Origin of the sequence: Pseudomonas sp. BP11-1-1 (assembly GCF_052112105.1) — a bacterium.
GTDB lineage: Bacteria > Pseudomonadota > Gammaproteobacteria > Pseudomonadales > Pseudomonadaceae > Aquipseudomonas > Aquipseudomonas alvandae.
Genome location: NZ_JAUTYU010000011.1, coordinates 112,899 through 130,557, shown reverse-complemented (window position 1 = coordinate 130,557; position 17,659 = coordinate 112,899). Strand labels below are relative to the sequence as shown.

The following is a 17,659-nucleotide window of genomic DNA, read 5'->3' as shown; positions in this document are numbered from 1 at the left end:
ACCGGGACTCTAGGGACCGGCAGACCCATGGGGTCTCCCACGCACAGCCACCTCTGACGAAATCACAGACATAGGACGATCTGCTTTCGAAGGTGACGTTGTGCGCCTATAGAGTCCGGGCTGCGAAACCCGATCACTGATGCTCAGTGACAAGACTCAAACTACCGACGGCCCCCAAAACGCACAAGCCGGCGGATTCTGGCGTAGTTGTAGGCAATGACGCAAGAAAACGTCAGTCGCGCCCTGGATTCCAAGCGTCCAATAAACACCGCGTCGCCCCACCCCATCACGAGAGGATAACGTGTCGCTGTTTTGCGATTTCTGCGACACGTTCCCTCCTCATGTCGCTGCCGACGACATGAGAACAAAACGTGTCGTCAAAACGGCGTTTTAGCGACATGACAGGTAAAGCGACTCCTCGGGCCTGACCAGCCCCTCACCCCAACGCATTCAAACAAACCACCTTAGGCTGGGTCATTTCCTCGTACGCAAACCGCACCCCTTCCCTGCCCAAGCTGCCGTACTTGGAGCCGCCAAACGGCATCGCATCGAACCGGAAATCCGACGAGTCATTGATCATCACGCCCCCCGCCTCGATCCGCCGCGCAGCGCTCATCGCCGTGGACAGATCATTGGTGAAAATCCCAGCGTGCAACGCGTACTCAGGCTCGTTAGCCAACGCAATCGCCTCATCAAACGTCTCGAACACCTGCAAAACCACCACCGGCGCAAACGCTTCGTTGCACCAGAGCCGGCTGGAATGATCGACATTTTCCAACACCGTAGCCGCATAGCAATTGCCCTGACGACGGTGGCCACAGAGCAACGTGGCGCCTTGTTGCAGCGCTTCGTTCACCATCTGTTCGGCGTTCTGCGCAGCTTGCTGGGTGATCATCGGCCCGATGTCGGTATTGGCGAGCAGCGGGTTGCCGACGACGAGGGCTTGGGCCTGGTTGACGAAGCGTTCGCGGAAGGCTTCGTAGATCGGTGCGTGGATGAGCAGGCGTTGGGTGCCGATGCAGTTTTGCCCGGCGGCCCAGAAGGCGCCGGAGACGCAGCTGTCGACGGCGGCGTCGAGGTTGCAGTCGCTCATGACGATGACGGGGGCGTTGCCGCCGAGGTCCATGGCGAGTTTTTTCAGGCCGGCGGTGCGGGCGATTTGTTCGCCGGTGACGAAGCCGCCGGTGAAGGAGATCATCCGCACGTCGCGGGCGGCGACCAGGGCTTTGCCCAGTTCGGCGCCGCCGGTGGCGACGGTGACCACGGTTTCGGGGAGGCCGGCTTCGACCAGGTACGACACCAGTTTGAGGGCTGACAACGGCGCCAGCTCGGACGGTTTGAGAATCACCGCGTTGCCGCCGGCGATGGCCGGGCCGAGTTTGTGGGCGACCAGGTTCAGCGGGTCGTTGTAGGGGGTGATGGCGACGATCAGGCCCAGGGGTTCGCGGGTGAACCAGCCCTGACGGGATTCGGCGCCTTCGTAGGCGTCGAACGGTACGATTTCGCCGGCGTTGCGCTTGGCTTCTTCGGCGGAGAGTTTGAGGGTGTTGACGCAGCGTTTGACTTCTTTTTCCGCCTGTTTGAGGGTCTTGCCGGCTTCGTCGACGATGAGTCGGGCGAAGGTTTTGGCGTCGCGTTCGATGTTCAGGGCGGCGTGTTCGAGGATGCTTGCGCGGCGATGGCGCGGCAGTGCGGCGCAGGTTTTTGCGCCGCTGCGTGCGGTTTCGAGCAGGTGTGGGACTTCCGAGGCTTTGAGGTCGGCGACGGTGCCGACGACGCTGCCGTCAAACGGGTTGAGAACTTCGATGTGCGGTTCGACGACCGCCAGGGCCAGGCGCGATACGTTCACAGGGTGTGCTCCTGTTTGCGGGTTGCCGATTGGTGGATGTGGATGATGTCGGACAGCAGTGCGAAGGCGGTTTCGGTGCGGCCTGCGCCTGGGCCGGAGACGGTGACGGCACCGAGCAGTTCGCTGGTGAACGACACGGCGTTGGTGGCGCTGCTGATGCTCGCCAGCGGGTGGTCGTTGCTGAGCAGGCGCGGTTCGACGCTGGCGCTGATGGAGCCGTCGGCATTGCGGGTGGCGGCGCCGATGAGTTTCCAGCGGGCGCCGTCGCGGCGGGCTTTTTCGATGTCGTCGAGGCTGAGGGCGGAGATGCCTTTGCAACTGACGTCGTTGACGGTGAGTTTGGCGTCGAGCAGTTCGTTGGCGAGGATGACGACTTTGAGACGGACGTCGTGGCCTTCGACGTCGGCGGTTGGGTCGGCTTCGGCGTAGCCCAGGGCTTGGGCCTGGCTGACGGCTTCGGCGAACCCGAGGCCGCCTTCCATGGCGGTGAGGACGAAGTTGGAGGTGCCGTTGAGGATGCCTTCGAAACCAGTGATCGAACTGCCGGCCAGGGCTTGTTTGGCGAGGCGGATGACCGGGGTGCCGCTCATCACTGAGCCTTCGTATTCAAAAGCGACGTTGTTGCGTCGGGCCAGGGCCTTGAGTTCGGCGCCGTGCAGGGCGATGGGGCCTTTGTTGGTGGTGACCACGTCTTTGCCGCGCTCCAGGGCCCAGCGGCAGAACGAAGTGGCGGGCTCGCCGTCCACCGGGTTGGTGAAGGTGGCTTCGGCGATGATGTCGGCGCCGCAGTCTTTGATCACGGCTTCGTTGAGGGCGTCGACGGTGCCGCCGGGGAGTTGGGCCATGGCGCCTTTGCTGGCGGGCAGCCGGGCGAGTGAGGCGGCGTCGAGGCCGTGGCGGTTCATCACCGAACCGAGGAACAGGTCGGTCACGCCGACGATTTTCAGGGTGAAGCCGAGTTCGGTTTTCCACTGCTGGTTGCGCTCGGCAATCAGTTGGGCCAATGCCCGGTTTACACCGCCGAAGCCGACTAGAGCCAGTTTGTATTCAGTCATTTTTGTTGTGTCCCTTGATCCGGGTGATGAGGTTGTTGGGATCTAGGTTAGGGGTGTGGGGTGGGCAGTGAAATATGCCAATTTGCTCTATTTTCTGGGCGTTTTGACCAGGGGGTGGGCGAAGTGGTGGGTGGGGGGAAAGCCGACAGAATCGACTGGCCGAACACAGGCCTCTGTGGGAGTGAGTCTGCTCGCGAAGGGGTCAGGTCAGGCAACATTGATGTCGACTGGTCTACCGCCATCGCGAGCAAGCTCGCTCCCACAGTTTTTTTCAGTGTTTGGTCCATTGGAGTCGGGGCATTCATCTGCGCCGGCTCTTGTGGCGAGGGAGCTTGCTCCCTCGCCACGGGGTTTGTGGTGGCTGGCTTATTTGTGAACACCATTAGCGGTAGTGAGTAGGCGGGGCCTGGCTGAACACATTCCCCTGTGGGAGCGGGCTTGCTCGCGAAAGGGCCAGGTCAGGCGACATTGATGGTGGCTGGTGTACCGCTTCGCGAGCAAGCCCGCTCCCACAGTTTTCTTCAGTGTTTGGTCTATTAGCGGCAGAGCATGCACCCGCCGGCTCTTGCTCCCGCTGGGCTGCGCAGCGGCCCCAAATCATTCAACGCGGTGGGTCAGGTTGATTGAGTCAACTTGGTTGGGGCTGCTTTGCAGCCCAGCGGGAGCAAGCTCCCTCGCCACGGGGTTGGTGGTGGCCGGCTTATTTGTGGACACCATTAGCGATAGTGAGTAGGCGGGGCCTGGCCGAACACAGGCCTCTGTGGGAGTGAGTCTGCTCGCGATAGGGCCAGGTCAGGCGACATTGATGGTGGCTGGTGTACCGCTTCGCGAGCAAGCCCGCTCCCACAGTTTTCTTCAGTGTTTGGTCTATTAGTGGCAGAGCATGCACCCGCGCCGGCTCTTGTGGCGAGGGGATTTATCCCCGCTGGGCGTGAAGCGGCCCCAAATCATTCAGCGCGGTGGGTCAGGTGGATCGAGGTCAACCTGGTTGGGGCTGCTTCGCAGCCCAGCGGGGATAAATCCCCTCGCCACAGGTAGTTCTGCGCCTAGGGTCCAGTGGTGAAGGTTCAGACCACCGACGACAACACAAACGACGTCACGGTGTTCTCCACCCCGGGCAGCGCCGAGATCTCTTTCCACACCTTGTGCACCCGCTCCGGGTTCGCCGCCCCCACCCTCAGCATCAAGTCAAACTCGCCGCTCATGACATCGCACTGCAGCACTTCCGGCATCGCCTGCAATGCCTTCAACACTTCGGCGCCACGCATGCGGTCGTAGCGGTAGACGAAGATCACGGCGTTGATGTTCGACGACGCTTGCGCGCCCTCCCCCGTGCGAACGGTGTAGCCCTGGATCACGCCGTCGCGTTCGAGGCGTTCGATGCGTTGGCGGACGGCGTTGCGCGAGAGGTTGACCTTGGCCGCCAGCTCGGCGTGGGCGGCGCGGGCGTTGAGGCGCAGTTCGGCGATGATGCGTTCGTCGAGGGGGTCGAGTATTCGCTTCATGGGGCCTCCGGTTATAGCGCGCCGAGCAGTTGATGGAGGGCAGCGAGGTCATCCGGCTGGATGCGATGGATCTGCGCCGGGCCCTGCTCGGACATCGGGCGTTGTTGCGCCGCCACGGGGATCCCCAGCTCACCGAGCAACACCGCTGATTTGATCGGCGAGATCTCGCCCAGGGTCACCATCGGCGCCACCAGGCTGCGGCGGTACAAGCGGGCCGCAAGCACGCCGGTGGCGGTGTGTGGGTCGATGACATAACCGGTGTCGCGGTACAGCGACGTGATCTCGTTCAGCGTCTGCTCATCACTCACTGCGTAGGAGTCGATGATCATCCGCGCCTTTAGCCAGAACTCGTTGCCAATGCTCATTTCACCGTCGGTTTCGAAGGTGTGCATCAGCGCGCTGACGGCTTGATCATCGTGCCCATAGAGCTCCCAGAGAAACCGTTCCAGGTTGGAAAAGATCGACAGGTCCATGGCCGGCGACAGGGTCTTGCTGGCGCGCAACCGCGAGTAATGGTTCTTCAAAAAGAACTGATGCAGCGCGTCGTTCTGGTTGGTGGCGACGATCATCTGCGTGATCGGCAAGCCCATCTTTTGCGCGATGTAGCCGGCATAGACTTCGGCAAAACTCGCCGCCGGCACGCTGAAACCGATGGGCCGCTGACCGCCGCCCAGCTGCAGCACGGCGTGAAAATAAAACACCAGCTGCGCCATGACGCTGACCCAGTTGCTGGAGTTGAAACTGATCGCCTCATGCTGGCGGAACAGTTGCGTGACGAGGGTTTGGCACTCATCGAAACTGCCATTCACGGCGACTTGATCAATCCGCGGATGCGCCGTTGCTTGCAGGTCGTGAAGCTGGTCTTGCGGTACGCCGGCCTCGGGATAAATCACCACCACGTCGGTCTCGTCGCAGTGCTTGAACGCCTCGATGGCGGCCAGGCCGGTGTCGCCGTTGGTCACGCCGATCACCACGGCGCGACGCCCGCGTTTGCGCAGGAAGTACTGCACCAGCCGCGCCTGCAACTGCGCGGCAAAATCCTTCGAGGAGCGGGTCGGTCCATGGAACAATTCCAGGACCCATTCGTTGCGATCCACCTGATGCAACGGCGCCAGGGAGCGATGGCTGAACTGGCTGCCGGCCTCCTTGAGCAAGCGCTTGAAGTCGACCTCGGGGATCGCCTCGCCCACGAATGGGCGCATTACCCGGTAGGCCAATTCATCGTAGGAAAAGGTCGACCAGTTGGCGATGTCCTGTGGTTCGAACTGCGGCAGTTCCACGGGGACAAACAGCCCACCATCTTCGGCGATGGCCGACAGCACGACTTTTTCGAAATCGACCTGCACGGCGGAATTTCGGGTACTCACGTAGCGCATGGTCAACTCCGCAAACTCAGATAAAACAGCTCATTTGTAGCGATGCGCCTGCTCCACCAGCCAGGTGGAAAACCGCGCCGCGTCCGGGTGTTGCTCGGCCCCGGAACTGCGCACCAGGTAGAACGATTCGCTGGCTTCGATGCGCTGGGCGAAGGGTTCGACCAGGCGTCCGTCGTCCAGCAATTCACTGACCATCGATGACCGCGCCAGGGCGATGCCCTGCCCCAGTTCGGCCATGCGCAAGGTGCAGACCAGGGTGTCGAATTGCAGGCCGGTCGAAGAATCCACGCTGTCGACGCCGACCCTGTTCAGCCAGTAACCCCAGCCTTCTTCGTAGCCCAATACGTGCAGCAGCGGATGCTTGGCTACGTCCGCCGGCGCCTTCAGCGTCGCCATCAGGGCCGGCGAGCAAACCGGGAACAAGGTGTCCCAGGTCAGCCGTTGCGACACCAGGCCGGGCCATTGGCCGTGGCCCCAGCGAATCTCCATGTCGTCTTCGCCGTCCAGCTCCTTGACCCAGATGTTGCTGATGTAGCGGATATCGACGTGGGGATGTGCCTGACGGAAATCCACCAGTTTCGGTGCCAGCCAGTGCACGAAAAACGCCAGGCTGCCGCGCACCTTGATCGGCCGGCGCTTGTGCTGGCCGAAGATTTCGTTGGTGCCCACAGCCAGCCGCGTGATCGCGTCCTGCACCACCGGCAGGTACGCCTGGCCTTCTTCCGTCAGACCGAGGCCACGGGGCAAGCGCTTGAACAGCGCCACGCCGAGGTGGCTTTCCAATTGGCGGATCTGCTGGCTGACCGCGCCCTGGGTCAGGAACAATTCATCGGCGGCGTGGGTGAAGTTCAGGCAGCGGGCGGACACTTCGAACGCCCGCAGCCAGTTCAACGGGGGCAACGTTTTTTGCTTCATGGTCTTACCTCGTTAACCCCCACGCACCGGGCACGCTTGCCCGCCCCGTCGATGCGGTTAGAACGCGTCGGACGGTTGTGCCACGAGGGCGACCGACAAGCGTCGCTCGCGGCTTTTGCGGGTAATGTAATACACGAAGTAACACCAGGCGATGAACGGCAGGCCGAAGTACAGCGCCACTCGCTGCTCAGGGTCGAAGGCGATGCCGACACACGCCAGGCTGCAGCACACCAACGCGCCCAGCGGCACCCACGGATAACCGCGAACGCGGAACTTGAGGTCGCGAATGTCGCCGCCGTTGGCGACGTAGTGGCGGCGGAAGCCGATCTGGCTCGCCGCGATGCTCATCCACACCACCACCACGGCCAGGCCGGAGATCGACACCAACGCCAGGTAGATGGTGTCGGCGGCAAACACGCTGCTGAGCAACGATGCGGCGCCGCCGGCCATGCTGACGATGATCGCGTTGAGCGGCGTTCCCATGCGGGTCAGGGCCGAGAACTGCTTGGGCAGGTGGCCTTGGTCGCTGAGGGTCCAGAGCATGCGCGAGGCGGCATACAGCCCGGAGTTGGCCGCCGACAACAGGGCGGTGATGATCACGAAGTTCATGATGTCGGCGGAGTACGGAATGCCGATGTAGGTGAACACGGTGACGAACGGACTTTCCACCAGGCCAGCCTGTTCGCGGGGCAACAGCGTCGCGAGGACAAAAATGGTCCCGACAAAAAACACCGCCAGGCGCAGCACCGTGGTGCGGATGGCGCGGGGTACGTTGCGTTGCGGATCCTTGGTTTCCCCGGCAGCGATGCCGATCAGTTCAGTGCCGGAGAAGGCGAAGGAAACTGCCAGCAGCGTCATCGCAATCGGCATGAAGCCCGTAGGAAAAAGTCCTTCGCGAGTGAAGTTGCTTAACCCGATGCTGTGGGCCTGGTCGATGTTCAGCAAACCGAGAATCGCACCACCGCCGATCAGCAGGAACACCACCACAGTCAGCACTTTGATCAACGACAGCCAGAACTCGGTCTCGGCGAACAAACGCACCGACACTACGTTGGTGAGGAACACCACGCCGGCGAACAGCGCACTCCAGATCCACACCGGCGTGTCGGGAAACCATCGGGTCATGAGGATGCCGGCGGCAGTGAACTCGGAACCGATCGCCACCGTCCATGTCAGCCAGTACAGCCACGCCACGGTGTAGCCGGTGCCGGGGCCGAGGAAGCGTGTTGCATAGGTGCTGAACGAGCCGGTTTCCGGCATCTGCACCGCCAGCTCACCGAGGCACATCATCACCATGTAGACCATGAGCGCGCCGATGACGTACGCAATGACCGCGCCCATCGGCCCGGCCTGGTTGACGGTGTAGCCGGAAGTCAGGAACAGCCCGGTGCCGATCACGCCACCCAAGGCGAGCATGACGATATGGCGCGTCTGCATTTCCTGCTTGAAGCCGGCCCGCGTACTGCTTTGTTGTTCTGTTAGGGACATGGTTGTTTCTCATGAAATGTCAGGGCGCGCATCGACGTCTACGCGAGTCAGACAAGCGCCGCTGAGCTTTTATTATTATTCCTATTCATGAACGCCCCGCTGACAGCCTTGTCGTGGGGTTATCAACTTGCTGACTTCAGCTTGCGGTCTCGGTGAGCACTTCATTGAGTTGCGGGTAGAGGGTTTTCCTGGCGAAGGCGAAGGCCTGTTTCAGGTCGTCCAACAAGTCGTCGGTGTCTTCGATGCCGACCGACACCCGCACAAGCCCCTCGGAAATCCCCAGGGCCAGGCGTTCTTCCAAGGTGTTCTCGACGTGACTGGTGGTGCGGGCCGGGCCGTAGATGGTTTCGACTGCACCGAGATTGCCCGCGCAATGAGCAAATCGCAGACGCGGCAACAGCACCTTGACCGTGTCCATCCCGCCCTTGAGCACAAAGCTGACGATGGCGCCGAACCCGGACATTTGCGCGCAGGCCACGGCGTGGTTCGGATGGCTCGGCAAGCCGGGATAGTTGACTGATTCCACCAGCGGTTCCGTGCACAGGAACTCCGCCAGGGCACGGGCGCTCGCCTGTTGCTGGCGCATGCGCAGGGCCAGGGTTTTCATGCCACGGATGATCATGTAGGCCGAGAACGGGTCGAGCGTGGCGCCGTTGATTTCACGGTAATGACGCACCTTCGCCATCAAGGTTTCGTTGCCGCACACCAGGCCGCCGAGTACATCGCCGTGGCCGCTGAGGAATTTGGTCGCGCTGTGGATCACCACGTCGACACCCAGTGCCAGCGGGTTCTGGTTCAACGGCGTGGCGAAGGTGTTGTCCGCTACCACCAGGGCGCCGACGCGTTTCGCCGCCGCAACCAGGCGCGGGATGTCGAGGATTTTCAGGGTCGGGTTGGTTGGCGTTTCCAGGTACAGGACCTGGCAGCCCTTGGCGATTTCCCGCTCGATTTCCTCGTGGTCGAAGGTCTCGCACAAGGTCACCGCGACGCCGGTGCGCGGCAGGAATTCTTCGAAGATTTTGTTGGTGCCGCCGTAGCTGTCCTTGGTCGACACCACGCGATCGCCATTGGCGAGGAAGGTGTAGAGCACGCTGCTGATCGCCGCCATGCCGCTGCTGAAGGCCACGGCGGATTCGGCCATTTCCAGTTCGCGGATCTTCGCTTCGACGGTCTCGACGGTCGGGTTGCTCATGCGGCTGTAGATAAAGCCCGGCGCCTTGCCCAACGCGACGTCGTACCAGACGTCGATGTCGTCATAACCGTACGCGGCGCTGACGACGATGGGGGTCTGGGTGGCGTTGTAAGGATGCCTGACTTGCTCCCCGCCCCACACCGCCCGGGTGCCCGCTCCTGCGTTGATAAGCCCTGCGCTGTCAGGTTTTTTGTTCATTGTGACTACTCGCACTGAGGGGGTGGACGTTGAGCCATCCGCCGGAATCTGAGGGCCAATATAGGGAAAAGCCACGCCGCCGAGAAACGATGTTATCGGTGCCAAAGGGGTGGTTTTTTTAATGGCTGGATGAGGCCCAGCAAGTAAGTGGGTAATACAAAAATCTGTGGGAGCGAGCTTGCTCGCGATTGGGATGTGTCTGCTGCAGAGATGTTGACTGACCCACCGCTTTCGCGAGCAAGCTCGCTCCCACAAGGGATTTGGTGTGGTTCCAGCCTATCCGGGACCAATTAAAGATTTGCCCTACAAACACTGCCTCCTTCCCTGACTTATTTCTCCGGCCATCCCCGGCAAAGTCTCGCGCCCACTTCAGCGTTGCGAGAGGCCTACATGTCCATCAACGACAAAATCCTTGCCCAGGGCAACGTCATTGGTTCGTTGGTGATGGCGCTCATGGACTCGGACCAGCCGGATGTCGAGGCGGTGTTGCAGGACTTTCGCCACTGCCTGAGCGACTACGACAGTTGGGCGGAACGTTTCTGGACGGGTCGGGCGTTGGACATCGAGCAGATGTTCAAGGTGGGCAACGAGGTGTCGCTCGCACCCGCGAAAAATGGCGGCAAGCAGGTCAGCGCCGTAGTGGCGGCCTGCCCCGCCCAAGGCCCGCTGACGCTCGTGCACATGTTCCAGTCCTCGCGCTTCGTGCCGATTGGCAACACACCCGTGATGCTGGAACCGATCATTGGGGGCGAGCCGGGGAAGGAAATTTTCGGCGAGCCGATCCGCCACGAGATTGGGCCGAGCGGCATCCTGGAAGTCAGCGAATGCGACCGAGGAAAGCGCTACCGCATCACCTTTTTTCCTGATGTAACGACTGCTCATGTCGAGGCGCTGTACGCGTCCTACCAGAAGGTGATTGGCGAGCTCGAAGGCTGGCTGAGTGCCGAGTGGGACGAGTTTCACCCCCTGTGGAAAGAGTTCTCCGACAGCGGCTTCGCGAAGCGCTTCAATGTGCTCCAGCAAGCCGAGCTTCGCGGCTTTGAAAAAGCCGTGTACGGACTGTGGGACAGCGTCAAACAGCTTTTCAAGCTGCTGGCGGACCTGCAAGCCAACAGCGAAAAGCTGTTGGAATACCTTACCGAAGCCGAGCTTGAGCAACTGCTGGAAGCGTCATCCGAAGCGATTGCCAAAGGCCTGATGATCCTCAGCGATGAGCCCTTGCTCTTCGTCTACACGGCGGCCTTTACCAGTTGGCTGCGGATGATGCCGCCGCAGTACAGCGCCGAGGTCATGGGTGAGTTGCGCGCGTCGGTGCTGATCAACTTCCTGTTGGCGGCGGTTACCGGTGGACTGGGCGTCGGCCTGCGCATGAGCGGCAAGGTGCTGCGTCATGTCCGTTCGGAGCGTGTCCGGACGTGGCTGCAGGCCTCGAGCCAACGCCTGGGCCAACTCGGTGGCGACAGCCTTAACGCTCATGCCGATGTGCTCAAGCCGGTGGTGATCGCAGGCCGAGGCCCGTCCGTGGGTCCCGCGCCTGTCACTCCGCTACAGATCACTGCAGGAGATTCCCCACCACTGTCGGTCAGCAATCCAGCCCCGGTCGTGCGGGAAAAATCCCAGCCCTCTACTCGGCTGAGCAAACAAGAACACCACGACGACGCCTCCACTCAATCGACAAACCCCAACGGCGACCCCGCCGACAGCGCCGCCCAGACCCGCACCAACGGCTGCCCGGTGTCGATGGTCACCGGCGAAGAACTGCTGACCCTGGAAGACGGCACCCTCGACGGACGCCTGCCGTTTACCTTCACCCGGCTCTATCGCACCAGCGCCGCCGAACTGGACATCGGCCTCGGCCGTGGTTGGAGCCATGCCCTGGCCCATCGCCTGGTGATCGAAGGCGAGCAGGTCATCTGGCTCGACCAGGAAAACCGCCGCACCACCTTCCCCCGCCCGAGCCTGCAACGCCCGGCCATCCACAACAGCCTGGCCCGCGCGGCGATCTACCTGAGCAATGAGCCGGACGAACTGATCATCGCCCAGCCCGGCGAAGACGCCCCTTTCCTACATTTTCGCGACGGTTGTCTGATCGCCCTGAGCGATCGGTACGACAACCGCCTGACCGTCCAGCGCAACATCTACGGCGACATCAGCCGCCTGGACAACGGCGCTGGACGCTGCCTGCGCTTGCGCTACGAACACCGCCACCTGGTCGCCATCGACTATCAGAGTTTTCACCCGGCGCCGACCCGCGACGAAAGTTGGCGCACTGAACAAACGCTGGTTTCCTACCGCTACGACGGCCGTTTCCGACTCATCGAAGCGACCAATGCGGCTGGCGAAAGCGAGCGCTACGACTACGACGACCAGCACGTCATCCTCCAGCGGCAACTGGCCGGCGGCGCGAGTTTTTACTGGGAGTGGCAAGGCTCCGGTCCGGCGGCGCGCTGCGTGCGGCATTGGGCATCGTTCGCGCAGATGGACAGCCGCTACACCTGGGGCGAGGACGGCAGCGTCACCGTTCACAACCTCGATGGCAGCCAGGAAGTCTACGTCCATGACGACCGCGCGCGACTGGTGCGCCAGGTCGACCCCGCCGGCGGCGAACACCTCAAGGCTTATGACGAACAGGGCCGGCTGATCGCCGAGCAAGACCCGCTCGGCGCCGTCACTGAATACCGCTACGACGAAGTCGGACGGCTGGTGGCGCTGATTCCGCCTGAAGACGAGCCCACGTCCTACGAGTACCGCAACGGTTTCCTGCATGCTCGGCAACGCGGCAAAGCCGTGTGGACCTACCGCCGCAATGACCAGGGCGACGTCATCGAGGCCATCGACCCGGACGGCCAAAGCACCTGGTACCACTACGACGTCCAAGGGCAACTGAAAACCATCAGCTACCCGGACGCCAGCGCCCATTATTTTGTGCGCAACCGCCTGGGCCAGTTGACGGAAGAAACCCTGCCCGATGGCAGCCAGCGGTGTTTTTCCTACGACGCCCAAGGGCGTTTGCTGACCCGCCAGGACGAACACGGCGCCACCACCCATTACCAATGGGACGCCGTGGGCCGCTTGCTGCAAACCACCTTGCCCGGTGGCGCCACCCGCACCTGGCGCTACAACGCCTACGGCAAGGTCATCGCCGAACGGGACGAACTGGGCCGCACCACCCGCTACGAATACGCCGACGATTTGCACCTGATCAGCCGTCGGCTCAACCCCGACGGCAGCGAACTCAAATATCGCTACGACTCGGCGCGGCTGTTGCTGACCGACATCGAGAACGAATCCGGCGAACACTATCAGCTGGACTACACGCCCAACGGACTGATCCGACAGGAAACCGGCTTCGATGGCCAGCGCACCGGTTATGCCTACGACCTCAACGGCCACCTGCTGGAAAAGACCGAGTTTGGCGCCGATGGCAGCCAGCGGATCACCGCCTACCAACGCGACAGCGCCGGCCGCCTGCTGCGAAAAACCTTGCCAGATGGCGAGGCGGTCGATTACCGCTACGACGCCCTTGGACGGTTGCTCAGCGTCGACGACGGCCATTGGCCGCTGGCCTACGAGTACGACGCCCAAGACCGTCTCGTCGCCGAACACCAGGGCTGGGCCACCCTGCGCTATCGCTACGACAGCGTCGGTCGCCTGATCCACTGCCGACTGCCCGACCGCAGCACCTTGGACTATCGCCACGCCCGCGGCGGCGCGCTGATTGCCATCGACCTCAACGGCACCTGCCTGACCGAACACCGCTTCAAGGGCGGCCGCGAAACCCAACGCCAGCAAGGCCTGCTGCTCAGCGACTACCGCTACGACGAACAGGGTCGCCTCAAGGCCCAAACCGTGTGGCAGACCCAGCAGCACCAATTGTTCTGGCGCGATTATTCCTACAGCGCCAACGGCAACCTCGCCGCCCTTTCTGACAATCGAAACCGCCGCAGCTACCAATACGACGCGCAAGATCGCCTGGTCCGCATCGACCATGCCCACAGCCAAGGCCCCGAACGCTTCGCCCACGACCCAGCCGGCAACCTCTTGCTGCAAGACCGTCCCGGCCCGACCACCCTCAAGGCCAACCGCCTGCTCATGGAGGGTGACCGCCACTACGACTACGACGCCTACGGCAACCTCATCCGCGAACGCCGCGGCAAAGCCCAGTGCCTCGTCACGCACTACCGCTACGACAGCCAACACCGCCTCATCGGCGTCACCAGCCCGGACGGCGACGAAACGTCCTACCGCTACGACGCCTTCGGCCGACGCATCGAAAAGACCGTGGCCGGCCAGACCACGGAATTTATCTGGCAAGGCGATCAAGTCATCGCCGAAAGCAGCGACCACTACCAAAGCTACGTCTACGAACCCGGCACCTTCCGCCCCCTCGCCCTGCTCGAAGGCGAAGGCCCGGACAACGCCACGCCGTTCCACTACCACAACGACCACCTCGGCACGCCGCAGGAACTGACCAGCCACCAAGGCGAAATCGTCTGGGCCGCGCGCTACAACGGCTACGGAAAACTCACCGAACTGCGGCACGGCAACAGCAAGCGCCTGGAACAACCGCTGCGCTTCCAGGGCCAATACCACGACCGGGAAAGCGGCCTGCATTACAACCGGCACCGGTACTACAATCCGGAGACGGGGCGGTATCTGACGCTCGATCCGAGCAAGCTCAAGGGTGGTCTCAACGGGTATCGGTACACCCTGAACCCGACGGGGTGGGTGGATCCGTTGGGGTTGGAGGATTGCCCTGGGGGTGACGGGTGTAAGAGGCCTGCGGTTGGCGAGCAGGATCCGGCGGCTAAGGTTGCAGTTAGCCAAACCGAACCTAAGTTACCTATTCCTAAAAAGGAAGAGGATTTCCTGTATCGCGGCGATGAGCGGGATCCCGAAGATGTTTTTGAAAATGGCTTTAAAAGCAAAGGTAAAAGCAAGGATTTGTTTCTACACTCTATAGATAGTGATTGGCCCCCTAGCTATTACATTAGTACATCCTCTTCAAGAAATGTAGGAAAGAGATTTGCCACCGGCGACCACACAAGAATAGGGTACTTGTATACACTGCAGAAAATTCCGGGGCATGATCTGAAAAAAGAGCTAGGGTCGGCATATTTGTTTGGAGCCGAACAAGAGATTGCAATTCCAGGCCGAATAAAAAATGAAGATGTGCTCGGAGCAACTTTAATACTTGAAAATGGAAAAGAGTTTGGGTACTCCATACCCAACCCCAATAGGAGAATAAAATGATCTCCAAAGTCGACGTGTACATATCCAGAGGGAAAACAAAAGAAAAAACCCGTCTTGTGTGTGACTCAGAAAAAATCGCAATAACTTTTTCTACAGCAGGCGGCATTGAAAAAACTTATGCGGGCGGCAATTTTTATAGGTGCTTTTCTAGTCTCCGGCGAGACAATCCGGATGTGATTTTTTTCTGTAAAGGTGCGAAGACGAATGTTCACCCCTCCGGAATGTCAGCACAGATGTCGCAGGGGCTAAAAGCGTATGAACTGAGCATGGGCGTCGCTCCAACGCTCGATGACTTGGTTTATATATTTGATTATGACGATAGCAATTTGGCAAGCGACCCGGACAAACAAGAAGCTTTTTTCAAGGAGTGGATTGAATCTCACTTAAGAAAAACTTAAAAGTTAAACTGCATTTTCTTTCAATACAAAGAACAGCAACGCGCAGCAGCAGTCTAGTCAATGGGCCCCGTCAATTAAAAAAGCGTCTTAATTCGAAGCCTAGCGCACCTACAGAGCTTATTAAGCAACAATGAAAATCAAACACCACGAACTCTTTCAGTTTTTTGGATGCTACTTCCATCAAGATTGGATGTGCGAGTCGCCAGACCCTGACGACATAATAAGAAGCTTTGCTTCTGACTCTACACCTGAAACCATATTCATGGTTAAAAATGAAATCTCGACGCTATTAAAGCTTAAACTTAGCAACGAAAATATTAGAAAACTTATTATGAGTGAGATGCCATGCAACTATTGCTACTGGTTGGATTGGGAGTCCGGCGAAATGTGGTTAAAGCATATTCTGCAAGTTATGACTCACACTGATGCCTCCCAGCTTGGCAATGATTAAAGGTGGCAGCCGTACGCAGGTTAGCAGACCGGGGAAACAAGAAACCGGCGCGTCCGGGGACGCCCTGCGCACAGCCACCATCAAGTGCAGGATGAGGAATTCCTGACTGGATGACGCCTTGCACAACCTGTTTCACCACGAGCTGCTAAACCCGATCACTGATGAGCAGTGACGGGATTCAAGCTACCGGCGTGGGCCCAGGCGCACAAGCCGGCGGATTCTGGCGTAGTTGTAGGCAAAGGCGCAAGGCGGTGTCGGCAAGCTGTCACCTCTGTGGATTATGGAGATAGGTCTGTCAGATCAGTTGGATAACTCCCGGCTGACACACCGCCATCGCGAGCAAGCTCGCTCCCACAAGGGATCACCTAAAGGCCGGAGCCGTACTTCGAGCCGGCAACCGAGTCGACAATCAAAAAAACGGAACCCAATCCCAGCGCTCCCCCTCAATTCCAGAGAGACCAACCCGAGACGGAGCCCGCCGCCATGAACCACCCGACCCTCACCTTCGCCCAACTCCACCCCGGCGATCGCTTCACGCTGCCCGCCGATCACCGTCTGTTTACCAAGCTCACCGACAGCACTGCCCGTGAGCACAGCGTGCATTCGATCAATCTGAAGGAGGAAGGATACGGTTACGCCGAAGACCCCATAAAGAACCTGCCCGGGGAAGCGCCGGTCGAGTACGTCCCGGTCGGTGGGCCGTTGCGGGCTGGTGGATAGGGCTCCTGCCGACGTTATAAACGCCGCGACATGAGCCACTGTTCCTTGCCCCAGGCCTCGAAGCGCTCCAGCACTTCCCAACCAAGCTTGGCGTAGTAGTCCCGTTCACTGTGGGTGTGCAGGTACAACGTCGCGAAGCCAGCCTCTTTGGCATCGTTGCAGATGCCTTCGATCAATTGCGCGGCGAGGCCTCGGCGTCGGGCGTCCGGGTGGACGAATACGCAGGCCAGCCAGGGGCCGAGGTCGGGGCGTTCGGGCAGGTCGTCGTTTGCCAGCGAGGCGCCGCCCAGTAGCTGGTCGTGTTCCAGGGCGACCAGGCATTTCCAGCGGCCATCGCGCTGCCCGGTCGAGAATTCATGCTGCCAGTGGCCGAGTGATTGGTGGGCGAATTCGTAGGTGAATTCCCGATACAGCCATTCGGCCATCAGGTTGCATTTATCCATGTGGTTGACGAGCCAATCCACTCGCAGCATGTGAACAGTCCTTATGCAGTCGTTTTTCCAGCGCGAATACCGACGCAGATGCCTACCCGCGCGCATTCCCAGCAAATACCCACCAGCAACGCCCCAACCTATCGTAATCTCGCATCTGCACAAGCCCTGCCCCGAATCCGGCCGAGATCCCAGTCCATATGCCTTCCATCTATCAACTCAAGCCCGCTTTCCAGAATCTGCTTCGCCCTACCGTACAACGCCTTTACAACAATGGCGTCACCGCCAACCAGGTGACCTTGCTCGCGGGCGTCGTTTCCGTGCTGGTGGGGGCGGTGATTGCGTGGTTCGCCAGTCATCCGTGGGTTTTCATCCTGGTGCCGGTGTGGATGTTCCTGCGCATGGCCTTGAACGCGGTGGATGGCATGTTGGCGCGGGAGTTTGGCCAGCAATCGAATCTGGGCGCCTACCTCAATGAGCTATGCGATATCATCGCCGACGCTGCCTTGATCCTGCCTTTTGCCCTGTTTCCCGATACCAGCCTGTTGCTCGTGTTGTTGGTCACGCTGTTGGCGTTGTTCAGCGAATACGCCGGCGTGCTCGGGGCGATGGTCGGGGCTTCGCGGCGCTATGACGGGCCGATGGGCAAGAGTGACCGCGCCTTTGTGTTTGGCGTGCTGGCGACCGGTATTGCCCTGGGTTGGCTCGGGGCGCTGTGGGTTGATGGTGTGATGGCGGTGGTTGCCGCCCTGCTGGTTTATACCTTGGTCAATCGGGTCCGTCATGGCCTGAGCCAAGTGACGGAAAACGCTCCCTCAGCATAAGGAA

Annotated in this window: 13 protein-coding genes; 5 read left to right on the top strand and 8 right to left on the bottom strand. The window is 60.6% G+C overall.

Annotated features, from left to right (window positions below; translation table 11 throughout):
- Positions 1–436: 436 nt before the first annotated feature.
- The 7 genes from Q7C33_RS20480 to Q7C33_RS20450 form a co-directional block, all read right to left on the bottom strand.
- Positions 437–1,849, bottom strand: coding sequence for an aldehyde dehydrogenase family protein (locus Q7C33_RS20480; RefSeq protein WP_407684052.1), 1,413 nt, complete (start codon positions 1,847–1,849; stop codon positions 437–439).
- Positions 1,846–2,904 (bottom strand): homoserine dehydrogenase, encoded by a 1,059-nt coding sequence (locus Q7C33_RS20475; protein ID WP_407684051.1) that lies wholly within the window; start codon positions 2,902–2,904, stop codon positions 1,846–1,848. The genes Q7C33_RS20480 and Q7C33_RS20475 overlap by 4 nt, the downstream gene beginning before the upstream one ends.
- A gap of 1,067 nt (positions 2,905–3,971) precedes the next feature.
- On the bottom strand, positions 3,972–4,409 hold the full coding sequence (locus tag Q7C33_RS20470; RefSeq protein WP_258648348.1) for an Lrp/AsnC family transcriptional regulator: 438 nt from the start codon (positions 4,407–4,409) through the stop codon (positions 3,972–3,974).
- An 11-nt stretch (positions 4,410–4,420) separates the two neighbouring features.
- Positions 4,421–5,785, bottom strand: a complete 1,365-nt coding sequence (gene thrC, locus Q7C33_RS20465; RefSeq protein ID WP_407684050.1) for a threonine synthase — start codon at positions 5,783–5,785, stop codon at positions 4,421–4,423.
- A 30-nt stretch (positions 5,786–5,815) separates the two neighbouring features.
- Positions 5,816–6,700, bottom strand: a complete 885-nt coding sequence (locus Q7C33_RS20460) for a LysR substrate-binding domain-containing protein (RefSeq protein ID WP_323155600.1) — start codon at positions 6,698–6,700, stop codon at positions 5,816–5,818.
- Positions 6,701–6,757: 57 nt separating this feature from the next.
- Positions 6,758–8,188 carry an amino acid permease gene (locus tag Q7C33_RS20455; protein ID WP_217860422.1) on the bottom strand — a complete coding sequence of 477 codons (1,431 nt, stop codon included), beginning with the start codon at positions 8,186–8,188 and terminating at the stop codon, positions 6,758–6,760.
- Positions 8,189–8,324: 136 nt separating this feature from the next.
- On the bottom strand, positions 8,325–9,578 hold the full coding sequence (locus tag Q7C33_RS20450) for a cystathionine gamma-synthase family protein (protein ID WP_407684049.1): 1,254 nt from the start codon (positions 9,576–9,578) through the stop codon (positions 8,325–8,327).
- Between the two features lie 390 nt (positions 9,579–9,968).
- Here Q7C33_RS20450 and Q7C33_RS20445 point away from each other — a divergent pair, with 390 nt between their 5' ends.
- The 4 genes from Q7C33_RS20445 to Q7C33_RS20430 all read left to right on the top strand — a co-directional run bounded on the left by Q7C33_RS20445 (position 9,969) and on the right by Q7C33_RS20430 (position 16,400).
- Complete coding sequence (locus Q7C33_RS20445) at positions 9,969–14,831, top strand: RHS repeat-associated core domain-containing protein (RefSeq protein ID WP_407684048.1); 4,863 nt, start codon at positions 9,969–9,971, stop codon at positions 14,829–14,831.
- A complete protein-coding gene (locus tag Q7C33_RS20440; protein ID WP_407684047.1) occupies positions 14,828–15,229 on the top strand; it encodes a hypothetical protein in 402 nt (133 codons plus the stop codon). The genes Q7C33_RS20445 and Q7C33_RS20440 overlap by 4 nt, the downstream gene beginning before the upstream one ends.
- A 130-nt stretch (positions 15,230–15,359) precedes the next feature.
- Positions 15,360–15,680: a contact-dependent growth inhibition system immunity protein gene (locus Q7C33_RS20435; RefSeq protein WP_407684046.1), complete on the top strand. Its 321-nt coding sequence runs from the start codon at positions 15,360–15,362 to the stop codon at positions 15,678–15,680.
- Positions 15,681–16,163: 483 nt separating this feature from the next.
- Positions 16,164–16,400 carry a hypothetical protein gene (locus tag Q7C33_RS20430; protein ID WP_045157348.1) on the top strand — a complete coding sequence of 79 codons (237 nt, stop codon included), beginning with the start codon at positions 16,164–16,166 and terminating at the stop codon, positions 16,398–16,400.
- Positions 16,401–16,414: 14 nt separating this feature from the next.
- Here the strand turns inward: Q7C33_RS20430 and Q7C33_RS20425 are convergent, their stop codons facing one another.
- Positions 16,415–16,873 carry a GNAT family N-acetyltransferase gene (locus Q7C33_RS20425; RefSeq protein ID WP_407684045.1) on the bottom strand — a complete coding sequence of 153 codons (459 nt, stop codon included), beginning with the start codon at positions 16,871–16,873 and terminating at the stop codon, positions 16,415–16,417.
- Between the two features lie 158 nt (positions 16,874–17,031).
- On the opposite strand from Q7C33_RS20425, the gene Q7C33_RS20420 reads away from it, so the two are divergent.
- A complete protein-coding gene (locus Q7C33_RS20420) occupies positions 17,032–17,655 on the top strand; it encodes a CDP-alcohol phosphatidyltransferase family protein (RefSeq protein WP_407684044.1) in 624 nt (207 codons plus the stop codon).
- Positions 17,656–17,659 lie beyond the last annotated feature (4 nt).